This is a genomic window from Polynucleobacter hallstattensis, assembly GCF_018881835.1.
GTDB lineage: Bacteria > Pseudomonadota > Gammaproteobacteria > Burkholderiales > Burkholderiaceae > Polynucleobacter > Polynucleobacter hallstattensis.
The window spans coordinates 601,275-614,425 of the sequence record NZ_JACVPO010000002.1 but is presented as its reverse complement, the minus strand read 5'-3'; the positions used below and the strand labels follow the sequence as shown (position 1 = coordinate 614,425).

General features: G+C 46.1%; 16 protein-coding genes. 11 read left to right on the top strand and 5 right to left on the bottom strand.

Going from position 1 to position 13,151, the window contains the following annotated elements:
* The first annotated feature begins 7 nt into the window (after positions 1-7).
* From thrC to moaE, 4 genes are read left to right on the top strand one after another with little or no spacing between them, the layout of a single operon-like run.
* The gene (thrC, locus tag ICN26_RS09560; RefSeq protein WP_216268175.1) at positions 8-1,450 is read left to right on the top strand and encodes a threonine synthase; all 1,443 of its coding nucleotides are present in this window, start codon (positions 8-10) and stop codon (positions 1,448-1,450) included.
* Positions 1,451-1,482: 32 nt separating this feature from the next.
* Positions 1,483-2,733, top strand: coding sequence for a molybdopterin molybdotransferase MoeA (locus ICN26_RS09555; protein WP_216268460.1), 1,251 nt, complete (start codon positions 1,483-1,485; stop codon positions 2,731-2,733).
* A gap of 18 nt (positions 2,734-2,751) precedes the next feature.
* Positions 2,752-3,009 carry a molybdopterin converting factor subunit 1 gene (moaD, locus tag ICN26_RS09550; RefSeq protein WP_216268174.1) on the top strand — a complete coding sequence of 86 codons (258 nt, stop codon included), beginning with the start codon at positions 2,752-2,754 and terminating at the stop codon, positions 3,007-3,009.
* 1 nt (position 3,010) lies between these two features.
* The gene (moaE, locus tag ICN26_RS09545) at positions 3,011-3,469 is read left to right on the top strand and encodes a molybdopterin synthase catalytic subunit MoaE (RefSeq protein WP_216268173.1); all 459 of its coding nucleotides are present in this window, start codon (positions 3,011-3,013) and stop codon (positions 3,467-3,469) included.
* A 1-nt stretch (position 3,470) separates the two neighbouring features.
* On the opposite strand, the gene ICN26_RS09540 is transcribed toward moaE, so the two are convergent.
* Entirely contained in the window at positions 3,471-4,466 is a 996-nt protein-coding gene (locus ICN26_RS09540) for an NAD(P)/FAD-dependent oxidoreductase (protein ID WP_216268172.1), read from the bottom strand.
* Positions 4,463-5,086 carry an alpha-ketoglutarate-dependent dioxygenase AlkB family protein gene (locus ICN26_RS09535; protein ID WP_216268171.1) on the bottom strand — a complete coding sequence of 208 codons (624 nt, stop codon included), beginning with the start codon at positions 5,084-5,086 and terminating at the stop codon, positions 4,463-4,465. The genes ICN26_RS09540 and ICN26_RS09535 overlap by 4 nt, the downstream gene beginning before the upstream one ends.
* 91 nt (positions 5,087-5,177) lie before the next feature.
* On the opposite strand from ICN26_RS09535, the gene ICN26_RS09530 reads away from it, so the two are divergent.
* A complete protein-coding gene (locus tag ICN26_RS09530; RefSeq protein ID WP_216268170.1) occupies positions 5,178-5,360 on the top strand; it encodes a hypothetical protein in 183 nt (60 codons plus the stop codon).
* Here the strand turns inward: ICN26_RS09530 and ICN26_RS09525 are convergent.
* Positions 5,353-6,222 carry an oxygenase MpaB family protein gene (locus ICN26_RS09525; RefSeq protein WP_216268169.1) on the bottom strand — a complete coding sequence of 290 codons (870 nt, stop codon included), beginning with the start codon at positions 6,220-6,222 and terminating at the stop codon, positions 5,353-5,355. The genes ICN26_RS09530 and ICN26_RS09525 overlap by 8 nt on opposite strands.
* 4 nt (positions 6,223-6,226) lie before the next feature.
* Complete coding sequence (locus ICN26_RS09520; RefSeq protein ID WP_216268168.1) at positions 6,227-6,874, bottom strand: LON peptidase substrate-binding domain-containing protein; 648 nt, start codon at positions 6,872-6,874, stop codon at positions 6,227-6,229.
* A 112-nt stretch (positions 6,875-6,986) separates the two neighbouring features.
* Here ICN26_RS09520 and ICN26_RS09515 point away from each other — a divergent pair, with 112 nt between their 5' ends.
* The 5 genes from ICN26_RS09515 (at position 6,987) to ICN26_RS09495 (ending at position 10,177) form a co-directional block, all read left to right on the top strand.
* Positions 6,987-7,139 carry a hypothetical protein gene (locus ICN26_RS09515; protein WP_216268167.1) on the top strand — a complete coding sequence of 51 codons (153 nt, stop codon included), beginning with the start codon at positions 6,987-6,989 and terminating at the stop codon, positions 7,137-7,139.
* Between the two features lie 32 nt (positions 7,140-7,171).
* Positions 7,172-7,600, top strand: coding sequence for a DUF2244 domain-containing protein (locus ICN26_RS09510; RefSeq protein WP_216268166.1), 429 nt, complete (start codon positions 7,172-7,174; stop codon positions 7,598-7,600).
* Between the two features lie 99 nt (positions 7,601-7,699).
* Positions 7,700-8,281, top strand: coding sequence for an RrF2 family transcriptional regulator (locus tag ICN26_RS09505; RefSeq protein WP_216268165.1), 582 nt, complete (start codon positions 7,700-7,702; stop codon positions 8,279-8,281).
* Between the two features lie 11 nt (positions 8,282-8,292).
* Positions 8,293-8,754, top strand: a complete 462-nt coding sequence (locus ICN26_RS09500) for a tetratricopeptide repeat protein (protein ID WP_223146603.1) — start codon at positions 8,293-8,295, stop codon at positions 8,752-8,754.
* 13 nt (positions 8,755-8,767) lie between these two features.
* Positions 8,768-10,177: an exonuclease domain-containing protein gene (locus tag ICN26_RS09495; protein ID WP_216268164.1), complete on the top strand. Its 1,410-nt coding sequence runs from the start codon at positions 8,768-8,770 to the stop codon at positions 10,175-10,177.
* A gap of 15 nt (positions 10,178-10,192) precedes the next feature.
* On the opposite strand, the gene ICN26_RS09490 is transcribed toward ICN26_RS09495, so the two are convergent.
* Positions 10,193-10,435, bottom strand: a complete 243-nt coding sequence (locus ICN26_RS09490; protein WP_216268163.1) for a GIY-YIG nuclease family protein — start codon at positions 10,433-10,435, stop codon at positions 10,193-10,195.
* Positions 10,436-10,549: 114 nt separating this feature from the next.
* Here ICN26_RS09490 and clpB point away from each other — a divergent pair, with 114 nt between their 5' ends.
* Positions 10,550-13,144, top strand: a complete 2,595-nt coding sequence (gene clpB / locus ICN26_RS09485) for an ATP-dependent chaperone ClpB (RefSeq protein WP_216268162.1) — start codon at positions 10,550-10,552, stop codon at positions 13,142-13,144.
* Positions 13,145-13,151: the final 7 nt, after the last annotated feature.

The following is a 13,151-nucleotide window of genomic DNA, read 5'->3' as shown; positions in this document are numbered from 1 at the left end:
CAAATACATGCGTTACCAATCAACCCGGGGCAATAGCCCACAACAATCCTTTTTAGAAATTCTGCTTGGCGGATTAGCGCCAGACGGTGGCTTATATCTGCCGACAGAGTATCCACAAGTCACTAAAGCGCAGTTAGATGCTTGGCGTGGCATGTCTTATGCCGATCTCGCTTATGAAGTATTAAGTCTTTATTGCGATGACATTCCTGAGGCGGATCTGCGTACTCTATTACGTAAGACCTATACAGAGCAGGTCTACTGTAATGGCCGTGCTGAAGATAATGCTAAAGACATCACGCCATTGCATTGGTTGGGTGAAGAGCAAGGTACACGTATTGGTTTGCTCAGCCTATCTAATGGACCCACATTGGCATTTAAAGATATGGCGATGCAATTGCTCGGCAATCTCTTTGAATACGCCTTAAAGAAGAATGGTCAGAAGCTCAATATTTTGGGCGCGACATCCGGGGATACAGGAAGTGCTGCTGAATATGCAATGCGTGGCAAAGAAGGTGTAAAGGTATTTATGCTTTCACCACGCGGCAAGATGAGCTCATTTCAGTCTGCTCAAATGTATTCTCTGCAAGACCCCAATATCTTTAACTTAGCAGTTTCTGGTGTATTTGACGATTGTCAGGATATTGTTAAAGCAGTGAGCAATGACCATAGCTTTAAAGCGAATCACCAAATTGGTACGGTGAACTCCATTAATTGGGGTCGTGTAGTTGCCCAGGTAGTGTATTACTTTCAGGGCTATCTGCTGGCTACAAAATCTAGCGATGAAAAAGTCTCATTCACTGTGCCCTCAGGCAACTTTGGCAATATCTGTGCCGGACATATTGCCCGCATGATGGGTTTGCCAATTGCACATTTGATTGCTGCTACCAATGAGAATGATGTTCTCGATGAGTTTTTCCGTACCGGCGTCTATCGTGCGCGTAAGTCTGCTGAGACTTTGCATACCTCCAGCCCCTCTATGGATATTTCTAAGGCGAGCAACTTTGAGCGCTTTGTATTTGATTTCATGGGCAAGGATGGCAAGGCAACTGCCGGCATGTTTAAGCAGGTGGATGAGGCAGGCGGCTTTGATATTTCTAAAGATGCCGTCTTTAAAGACATTGCGCAGTATGGATTTCAATCTGGCCGCAGCACCCATGAAAATCGTCTAGAAACGATTCGCAATATTGATGCGCAGTATGGTGTGATGATTGATACGCATACAGCGGATGGGGTGAAGGTAGCGCGCGAACACATGCAGGCAGGCATCCCTATGATTGTTTTGGAAACTGCTTTACCTATTAAGTTTGAAGAAACGATTGAAGTTGCATTAGGGCGTCCAGCCGAATGTCCACCAGCATTCAAAGACATCAAGTCAAAGCCGCAGCGCGTTGAAAATATCGATGCCGATGTCAATCAAGTTAAAAACTTCATTACCGTCCACACCAACTAACTCAGAAATCCATTGCTATGACTAAGCCTCCGATGTTGACTGCTCAGCAGGCTTTAGATCACTTACTTTCTCACGCAAAGCCTGTGAGCGAAACTGAAACTCTTGCGATGCAGGCTGCTTTAGGCCGTGTGCTAGCAGAAAGTGTAAATAGTCTTGTAGATGTGCCTCCACTCGATAACACCTCAATGGATGGTTATGCAGTGCGAACAGCGGATACTCATACACCAGGTCAAACACTCACAATTGCGCAACGTATTCCGGCGGGATCTATGGGAACTCAGCTCGAGCCTGGTACTGCTGCCAGAATCTTTACTGGTGCCCCTGTGCCACCTGGCGCTGATGCCGTTGTAATGCAAGAGGATTGCTCGACTCCAGAGGGGGCAAGCGACCAAGTCCAAGTCAATATCGCACCAACATCAGGTCAATGGATTCGTCGCAGAGGCGAAGATCTGACTGCAGGCAAAACAGCTCTTACTGCAGGCGCTTATCTGCGGCCACAAGAACTTGGAGTTGCTGCCTCTGCCGGCTTAACGCATTTAACTGTAAAACGTAAGGTGAGAGTTGCTGCATTTTTCACTGGTGACGAACTTTCCCTGCCAGGTGAACCACTTAAACCAGGCGGTATCTATAACTCCAATCGCGACACACTATTAGCGTGCATCAAATCTTTGGGTTGCGATGCCACTGATTTCGGAATTGTTCCTGATAGTCTTGAAGCCACGAGAGAAACTCTGCGTAAGGCCAGCAAAGATCATGACTTAATCATTACATCTGGCGGCGTCTCCGTTGGCGAAGAAGATCACATTAAGCCTGCAGTGAGCGCTGAAGGCAGGCTCGATCTCTGGCAGATTGCTATTAAGCCTGGCAAGCCTTTAGCTTTTGGTGCTGTCCGCAAATCAGATAGTTCAAAAAGTAATGCGGTCGAAGCAAAAACTGAAGCCGAAACTTGGTTCATCGGTTTACCTGGTAACCCGGTATCGAGTTTTGTGACTTTCCTATTATTTGTACGCCCATTCATTCTCAAGTTACAAGGGCGGGATGCAGGTTTACCGCAGTCTTACCCCATGCGCGCTGACTTTGATTGGCTTAAGGCTGATCGTCGTAATGAGTTTCTGAGGGTCAAGATCAATGCCCAGGGTGGTTTAGATCTGTTCTCCAATCAAAGCTCTGGGGTGCTGACTAGCGCCTCTTGGGGCGATGGTTTAGTAGATTGTCCACCAGGCCAAGCAGTCAACTCTGGCGATATGGTGAAGTACATTCCATTTAGTGCACTTCTTTCCTAGTCGTATTAGGATTCTGATATGAAACTCGAATTACGATTCTTCGCCTCCTTAAGAGAGGGTCTCGGACTCTCTGGTGAGAGTATTGATGCTCCACCAGAAGTAAAAACCATTGCCGACTTAAGAAGCTACCTTGTTCAACGGGGGAATCCTTGGGTCGAAGTATTGGCAAGCGGTAAAGTGATTCGTTGCGCATTAAATCAAGAGATGGTGAGTGACTCCACCCCTTTGGTGGAGGGTGCCGAAGTCGCTTTCTTCCCTCCGGTTACTGGCGGCTGAGATGCAGAATGATTTCATCCGCATTCAAGAAGCTGACTTTGATCTAACAACCGAGGTGAAGGCCCTGCGTAAGGATGATCCCCGAGTGGGTGCAGTGGTGACTTTCTTGGGCACTGTCCGAGATATGAATGATGGCAGTCACGTTCAGGGTATGACTCTGGAGCACTACCCTGGTATGACAGAAAAATCCCTAGAAGAAATCATCATGCAAGCTAGAAGCCGCTGGGATCTTTATAAGACGCTAGTCATCCATCGAGTAGGACCACTTTTACCTGAAGATCAAATTGTTCTTGTGGCAGTTACCAGTGCCCATAGAGGTGAAGCATTTACTGCTTGTGAGTTCATCATGGACTATCTCAAAACCGCGGCACCATTTTGGAAAAAAGAAGAAACACCAGAAGGTAGCAAATGGGTAGATGCCCGCGTAACTGATGATGCTGCAATGGCACGCTGGAGCTAATTTAGTTCTTTATCTGTTCGAGTGCTAAAGCTAGATTAAAGCCGCTGAGCCAGGCACCCTCAACTCTGCCGCCATTGAGCCAGTCTCCACAAAGCCCTAGGCCAATACTAGGTAGCAATAAATATCCAATTCCATTTTCTAGACCCCCACTGGCATAGCGCCAGCGGTGCATGCTGATTTCAGCATCCTCGCAGTTAAAACCTAGTGCTGTCAGGCACTGCACCATTTGGTATTGAGCATCCTCTTTACTTAACTCAATATGGTCTTGACTCCAGTCAGGGCTTCCATGGATAGTCCACGCGCTTCCCTGACGCATTGGCTTTGATCCGTTTTGGCAAATCCAGCTAATGATTTCTTGGTTAATAAATGCTGCATCAAAATCTCTATTGAGCTGATTCGGAAGGTGCGCCATCATGGTCCAGCAGGCCTTCATCTGCGCTGAGTTAGCGATATCAGCGGCTCTACTGTCAAGCCCCTTAAGCAGAGCGCTTGCCTGAGGAGCGGGTATGGCCAATACGACAAAATCGTATAGCGCTGTAATTTCATTGACTTCACTGCACTGCAAATGCCACTGATCATCCTTATGCTCCAACTGAGAAATGGTTCTCTCGTATTGAATGGAGAGTCCTTCAGCAAGATGCTTGCCTGGCGAGTTCATATGAGGGGTACCAACATAGCGAATATCTTGTGAGTGACTGTCACGCCATGTCTTGGCCTCATATACCTTGAGTTTCGGTTTCCAAATAGCTGCAGTGCCGGCCTGAAGCCAACTGTGTACTTCCTCAATAAAACGAGGATCTCTGGCAGTAAAGTACTGGGCACCATGGTCAGCAGACCAGTCTTGCGCGCGACGGGTACTCATACGTCCGCTTGGACCGCGACTCTTTTCAAAGACGTCTACCGATATACCGTGTGACTGTAGTTCTCTCGCACAAGCAAGGCCTGCAATTCCTGCGCCAATGACCGCTACCCGATTGATTGCTTTGCTGCCGTTCATATTTTGGGAAGTATTTTGCGAAAGGTGAGATTGATTCGTGGGTTCACAACAGTCTTGGTTTTCAAAAGGCTGTGATGCCAGTGATCTTGAATGGGGGCATGCATGATGAGAAGACTACCGTGATCAAGAAATACTGACACAGTCGCTTTATCCTGCTTATGACGAAATGTAAATTTACGTCGAGCACCTAGGCTGATTGATGCGATCGGAGTTGTGTTATCTAACTCTTTTTCATTATCACTATGCCAACCCATACCTTCATCACCATTGTGATACAGATTGAGTAAGCAAGAGTTATAGCTATAGCCGGTCAATTCTTCAAGTTGATACTTAATTTGAAGTAACTCTTTCGTCCAGTCTTGAGGAAATTTTTCGATACCCGAGTAGGTATAACGGCATTGGGGATCTCCCACCCAAGCAACTTTTCTCGCGGTTGTTACTAACTTACCAAACATATTGATCTGATCTGCTTCCCAGGCAAGGGAGTTCATTAAACTGTCAAAAAAATGATCAGATTCATCCGCTTTGTAAAAATGACTAAAGTACTCAGCCCGACCATCCCTCTCCAATAGGCAGATTGGGTCGGATGATTCTGAGGGTTCGAATAAGAGACTTTGCATTTTTTGCTAATAAATCTAGGGTTGCACCTTATTTCAATAAAAACCCTAGAATAGACTGCATTATGAATTGTTCAGAACTAAGAGGTTGATCATGAAAGCACCCGACAAACGTTGCTGCGGCTCAGGGGTTTGCATTATTAATGAGGCTGGGGAGTGCTGGTGTGGCCAAGTGTGGGATGGCGAGAAAATGAGCGCGCCGCCCCTCATGTCTGCAAAAAGCCAGCCTTCTGATTCTACAAATCCTAAACCTGAATCCCAGGATCCCCTTATTTAGTTGATCCGTAAACTCTACGGAGCGAGTGAGCAGCTACACCATCTTTTAGTGCTTCCCTCACAGGAACCGCCATCAGTCGAATAGAAGATTGCACGGCCAGCCGCTCTAGTCGGCTTGGTTGGGGCCGTTGAATAATCGGATATGCCCAATCAGGCAAATTGAGAAAGCCTGCCCGACTGATCAGGCTTACGAAAGGTTTGGCGCTGAGCGTGCTAGGAAAGTGATCTAGCATTCCGATGATACTTTTAGCTCTTTCACCGTAGTGAAGTTGGGGGATGTATTGCCTGATAGCTTGCTCTGTACCAGAATAGGTGTCGGGTAGATCAATCGCCCCCAATCTCTCCCCGAGCATTTTCATTTCTGAGAAATACTGATCTTTTTGCTTTGGAATTAACGTTTCACTTCGGTATGGCTCATATGAGCACATAAAACTCCGGGTTTCTGTTAGATGAACCCACGCAAGTAGTTCTGGATCATCTGCCCTATAGGGTTGATTAAATTCATCAAACCCGGTGACCTTTTGATGAATTTGATTAACACGATTGATAGCCTTATCCGCCATCTCATGCGAGCCGTAAGTAGTTGCGGCAATGAAGAATGCTGTTCTTCCTAGTCTACCTTTAAGGTCTTGCCTGAAGCTGGAGTGATCCCATACACCAGCGAGTGCCTTTGGATGAAGGGCTTGCAATACCAGTGAGCTAATGCCACCGATCATCATGGAAATAAAATCCGCATGCACCTTCCAAGCTACAGACTCCGGGCCAAATAGACCTCTATCACCAGGGGGCTCCAGAAATGCTACGGGTGGACCGCCACCACCCACCATTTCTCGAATTGACCGACGAATGAGTTCATCAATCATGTTGCTAATGAATTACGATATTACGCAAGCCATCATCCTCAATGATCTCTGAAATTAAATCGAGCCGGATTCTGGGATTGCTTTGAGCAAGCAAGTGGTTCTTCTGAGCCGGGGGGAGCGGCAAGAGCTCAGCCAAACGGTTAGACACCCAACCACAATCATCTGGGTTCATCGGCATTTTGAATGCATCTTCACCCAGCAAGTCTTCGCTTTTGATAACGGAAATAATCTCATTTAGAAGTGCTGCTACGTTTTCATGCTCTTTTGCTAATGGTATTTCTGGGTCAGCATCCATCAGTTCAACTTGGCCCATCCACAGGCCATCAGGTTCTTGCTTGATGTTCAGGACTTTGAAGCGTTGCGTTCCATAGGACTTGGTCATATATAGCGCGGGCTGAATCGCATCAAACTCTTCCAATTTTGCTAAGGTGCCAATATTTGAGAAGTTAGCAATGGCATCAGCATCTGATTCAGTTGGCTTGTTATCAAGAATGCTGATAACCCCAAAAGGAGTATCTTCGCGCAGGCATCGTTTCATCATGTCTAAATAACGCGCTTCAAAGATTTTGAGGGCAATTACACCACCCGGAAAGAGGGTAGTCCCCAAGGGGAAAAGAGGAATCCAGCGGGCTGTCGAAGAGGATGTTGTCATGGGTTTAATTTAAAGGATTTGCGTTTAGTTTGCTGAGCAGTCGAAATGGCGCTGTGTTCAGCAGTAATCCTGGATATCAGCCAAAATATGCACTACTCACAGGAGAATAAACATGATGAAAAAGTTACGGGTTAAGCTCGCACGCTGGATTTTGGGTAAACATTGCCCTTGCTACCAAATGGGCTACCACACCATGGTTGATTTTCAGCAGCGTAGTGCTGATCAGTTGGAAAAGGCCAAACAAGCTCAATCTGCCAAGCACTAGACTTCAAGTCTGACTGAGACTGACATCAAAGAATGAAAATCTGGAAGATGAGGCGCAACTGTGCATTGACTCCGAGTCAATTGCTCAAGTTCTACATCGCCTTGATTTGCCTTTCCTTAACCGTAGCAACCGGCTTTTTGTTGGCTGGCGTAAAAATTATCCTGATCTTTACTGCAATAGAGTTAACTGCAGTCACTGCGGGCTTTTTGATTTACTGCCGACATGCTTTGGATTATGAGGAAATAGAAATCAGCGGGACCCGCTTATTGGTCAGGAAATTTATTGCCTACAAAGAGTCGGTAACTGAATTTAATACTCGCTGGGTCAGACTATCGCACCCAGATGAGCACCAAAAAGTGTTTTTTGTTGAGCAGACGGGGCGGAGGGTGGAAGTTGGCCAGTTTCTCAGGCGTGAGCAATTTAAAAATCTGATTGCTGAGCTCAAGCCTTACTTGGGTTGACTACAACCATGAGTTCAAGAGGGTTAAAACTTGGTACTCTGCAGAAATATGGATTCAACTTGATACTTTGCTTAATTCAACATATTTGCTAAATCCATCATGAACGTTAATACAGCAGTAAAAGCCGCTCTCAACACCTTGGTTGATATTGCATCTCATTCCAACGGTGCTCAGCCAGTTACCGGCTTAGAGCTGGCGCAGCGCCAAAAATTGTCTGTGAGCAGAATAGAGTTATTGCTCAGCGCATTGCGTGCAGCTGGAATCGTGAAGGGTACAAAAGGTCGCAATGGGGGTTACACACTACTGCAGGATCCCCGCATGGTCACCATTAAAGATGTGGTCCTAGCAATGAATTACATCAAAAAGCGCAAAGTTGAGGCTTGCGATATCGCTAGCGAACTTTATCAATCTTTGGAGGCTTATATGCTCAGCTGTATGGCGAATGTGAACCTATCCGATGCCATTAAAGATTACGTACCGCGATTTAGTGAAGCGAAAACTGCTCCCGAACGCCAGACTTTTGTTTACTCCGAATTTAGAATTGAAAAGCCCTCTAAAGGTGAAGTGCAGAGAGTAATCAAGGCGCCATTTAAGAAGGTGGAGGATGTACCTTTGGGACCCAACTCCATTTTTAGCTTTGGTGACTACTTACATAAAGCAGGACAACAACAAGGATCTTAATGATGCAGGTAATGAAATGGAATTTCGCTAGCAAACTATTGGCCTCTATTCTGCTTGCAATAGCACCATGGGTAGTTTCCTTGGCTGCTGATAGCGCCCCAACTAAATCTGATCCAGCTTGGCTAACAGATGCCCGCGCCAGCATCAAATCCAATAGTTATGAGCAGGCATTAAAACAATTACAGTCGGCAAACGAAGTCAACTCTGCAGACTGGAACAATCTGATGGGATACAGTTTGCGCAAAAAGCAACCACCAGATTTAGCTTCATCTGAAAAGTATTACCAGGCAGCATTGAAGATTGATCCAAGTCATAGATCAGCTTTAGAGTACTACGGCGAGTTACTTTTGATGAAGAAAGACTTGCCTGGAGCAGAGGCGATGTTAGCAAGACTTGATAAGGCTTGTCTCTTCGGTTGTGAAGAGTACAGCGACCTAAAGGCGAGTATCGCCAAGTATCAAGGTAAAAAGTAATTCTTCAGTTCTCATGTCATCAAGTGGCTATGAATATCCTCCATTAGCATTTGTTGATATTGAGACTACGGGCTCAAATTTTGAGCGCGATCGTATTACCGAGGTTGGTATCAAATCGCTGATCCATGATCAGGTACAGACTTGGGAAAGTCTCGTCAATCCCCAGACATTTATTCCGCAGAACATCCAAAATTTGACGGGTATTAGACCCCAGATGGTTAGTCAGCAGCCTGCCTTTGAGGGCTTGGCGACAGAGATTGCTCGCGAGCTCGAGGGTAAGATTTTTGTAGCCCACAACGCCCGTTTTGATTACGGATTTTTGAAGGCATCCTTTAAGCGTGTGGGCATCGACTTCAAGCCCAAAGTACTTTGTACTGTAAAGCTCTCCCGTTTACTATTTCCTGATCAGGCAAGACATAATCTCGATACCATCATTAGTGCCCACCGTCTCAAAATTAGCGCGCGGCACCGTGCATTGGGTGACGCTGATTTGTTGCTTCAGTTTTGGCGCGTTTGCGAAGAAAAGCTGGGGCGTGAAGCGCTTCTCAAAGCGGTAAATCAACTCATTGGTAATCCAAGCTTACCGCCTAATATTGATAAAGCACTAGTGGACTCGATTCCAGAAAAACCTGGCTGCTACATTTTTTATGGTGAGAATCAAATTCCGCTGTATATCGGTAAAAGTATTTCTCTGCGTAGCAGGGTGATGGGCCATTTTCAAGGGGCGCTCACCCAGCGCAAGGAAATGAAGCTCTCGATGCAAGTCAGAGATATTGATTGGATTGAAACTAGCGGAGAGTTGGGCGCATTGATTTTAGAATCGCGCCTCATTAAAGAGCGCATGCCCAGCATGAACATCAAACTACGCCGCTCAAAGGATCTCTGCGCCTGGAAATTGGAGTTTACTGAGGATGGTGTACTCACTCCTCATCTAGTAGGTCATCGTGAACTAGACCCTGGCATTCAAGATAACTTGTTTGGTTTGTTTTATAGCAAGCGAGAGGCCAATGCCTACCTTAAAGCCATTGCAAAAAAATACCGCCTCTGTGAGGCGCTGCTTGGTCTAGAGAAGCGGATTGAAGGTAAGGCTTGCTTTGGTTATCAAGTAAAGCAATGCGGTGGTGCCTGTATTGGAGGTTCTCCTATCGAATTGCATAATCTTCAGCTTAAAACTGCTCTGGAATTATTTCAGGTTCAAGTCTGGCCATACCCGGGACCAGTGGCAGTAAAAGAGGCTGGCCACATGCACGTTGTGGATCGTTGGCGTTATTTAGGTACAGCGATCAACGAAGAAGAGCTCTATGAGTTGGCTGACTCAGGGGACGCTGATTTTGATCTGGATATTTACAAGATCTTGAAAAAAGCACTGGCTGGAAGCTTTAAGAGTCAGGTGATTCCTTTAGTGGTCAAAGACACGGCGTAAATAAGCGCTAAAAACCTAGACTTTAAAAAATCCCAGCTTTTCTGATCTTGCTAGCTTCTTTAATCTAGCCTCGGCTTTAGATGCCTCAGATCGATCTGGGTGCTCTTGGCTTGCTAAAAGGATTACTGGTCTGCGAGCCCTCGTATAACGAGCACCTTCCCCAGAGTTATGAGCTGCCAAACGATGTTCTAAGCGGTTTGTAATGCCAGCGTAGTAGCTGCCATCAGAGCACTCCAGGAGATAAACAAGCCAGGTCAAAATAGGGATCAATTCACTTAAAAAGAGGTCTAACAGACTTGAAATTATGCAGAATGCCCCTATATTCTATAGATATAAACGCATAAAAATAGATAGAGTAGATAGGACTTAAAAATGAGAATAGATAAATTAACTACGAAGTTCCAAGAAGCACTCAGTGAGGCGCAAAGCCTGGCTTTAGCAAAAGACAATCAATATATCGAGCCAGCCCATTTGCTGCTAGCAATGCTGCGCGATTCAGATGGTGGTGCCAAGAGTTTATTGACACGCGCTGGCGTCAATGTGCCGGGCCTTGAGAAGGCAACCGAGAAACTCATTGCTAATCTTCCAGAAGTGCAGGGCACTGGCGGGGAAGTTCAGCTTGGGCGGGATTTAAGCAACTGGCTGAACTTATGTGAAAAAGAAGCCAATAAGCGTAATGATCAATTTATTGCTGGCGAGTTATTTTTATTAGTTGTGGCGGATGATAAAGGCGAGCTCGGCAAGATTGCTCGGGAAAATGGTTTAAATCGTAAATCGTTAGAAGCAGCTATTAATGTAGTACGCGGAGGAGAGTCAGTGAATAGTGCGGATGCCGAAGGTCAGCGTGAGGCCTTAAAGAAATACACCATTGATTTAACTGAGCGTGCTCGCATGGGTAAGCTCGATCCTGTGATTGGCCGTGATGATGAGATTCGTCGCACCATTCAGATTCTGCAGCGTCGTGGTAAGAATAACCCAGTCCTTATTGGTGAGCCAGGGGTTGGTAAGACTGCCATTGTGGAGGGCTTAGCCCAGCGTATCGTCAACGGTGAAGTTCCTGAAACCCTCAAGAACAAGCGTGTCCTAGTATTGGATATGGCTTTGTTACTAGCGGGCGCAAAGTACCGTGGTGAGTTCGAGGAACGTCTCAAGGCTGTTTTAAGTGATGTCGCTAAGGACGAAGGTCAAACCATCATCTTTATTGATGAGATTCATACGATGGTTGGTGCAGGTAAGGGTGATGGCGCAATGGATGCCGGTAATATGCTTAAGCCTGCTCTGGCTCGTGGTGAATTACATTGCATCGGCGCGACCACTCTAGATGAATACCGCAAGTATATTGAGAAGGATGCCGCACTTGAGCGCCGCTTCCAAAAGGTGATGGTGGAAGAGCCTAGTGTAGAAGCGACTATTGCCATCTTGCGCGGTTTACAAGAGCGTTACGAGCTTCACCATGGTATTGAGATTACTGACCCTGCCATCGTGGCAGCAGCAGAGCTGTCTCACCGCTATATTACCGATCGTTTCTTGCCAGATAAGGCTATCGACCTCATTGATGAGGCTGGCTCACGTATTCGGATGGAGATTGATTCCAAGCCAGAGGTCATGGATAAGTTGGAGCGTCGTCTGATTCAACTCAAGATTGAGCGTGAAGCAGTTAAGAAGGAAAAAGATGAGGCATCACAAAAACGTCTTGGCTTGATTGAAGATGAGATCAAGCGCTTGGGTGCTGAGTATGCTGATTTAGAAGAAATCTGGAAAGCGGAAAAAGGTGCTGTTTTAGGCGCCGCCCATCTCAAAGAGGAGATCGAAAAAGTTCGCGCAGATATCAATAAGTTGCAGCGTGAGGGAAAGCTAGAGCAAGTTGCGGAATTGCAATATGGAAAATTACCTGAGCTCGAGGCAAAGCTCAAGTCCGCTGCGGCAGCGGAAGCAAAAGGAAGTAAAGATGGCGTAGTAAAGAACAAGCTCTTACGAACACAAGTCGGCGCAGAAGAAATTGCTGAAGTAGTTTCTCGTGCAACAGGAATTCCGGTATCAAAGATGATGCAGGGTGAGCGCGATAAATTACTCAAGATGGAGGAGTTATTACATCAACGCGTAGTTGGCCAAGAAGAGGCTATTCGTGCGGTATCTGATGCTATTCGTCGTTCCCGCGCAGGTCTTTCTGAAGAGAATCGTCCTTATGGCTCATTCTTATTCTTGGGGCCTACAGGTGTTGGTAAGACTGAGCTTTGTAAAGCCTTGGCCGGTTTCTTATTTGATAGTGAAGAGCACCTCATTCGTATTGATATGAGTGAGTTTATGGAGAAGCATAGCGTTGCTCGTTTAATCGGTGCGCCTCCAGGCTATGTAGGCTACGAAGAAGGCGGTTACTTAACTGAACAAGTACGTCGCCATCCATACAGCGTCATCTTGTTTGATGAGATTGAAAAAGCGCATCCAGATGTCTTCAATGTGCTCTTGCAAGTATTGGACGATGGCCGCTTAACGGATGGTCAAGGTCGTACCGTAGACTTTAAGAACACCGTGATTGTGATGACCAGCAATATTGGCTCACATCTGATTCAGTCGATGGTTGGTAAGAAGCAGTTGGAGATTAAAGAAGCGGTATTTGAAGAGCTAAAGAGTCATTTCCGTCCTGAGTTCTTGAACCGGATTGATGAGATCGTCGTCTTTCATGGTTTGGATAAAGGCAACATTGCAAATATCGCGAAGATCTTGCTCAAGAACTTGTCAGATCGTTTAGCTAAGATCGATATGCAGATGGATGTGAGTGATGCTGCTTTAAGCAAGATTGCTGAAGTCGGTTTTGATCCTGTATTTGGAGCAAGACCACTAAAGCGTGCGATTCAGCAATATATCGAGAACCCAGTTTCCAAGATGATCTTGGAAGGTAAGTTTGGCCCTAAGGACACGGTTCCTGTGGGCGTTGATAAGAACGGCGATTTCAGTTTTAGCAAGTAATTCATCA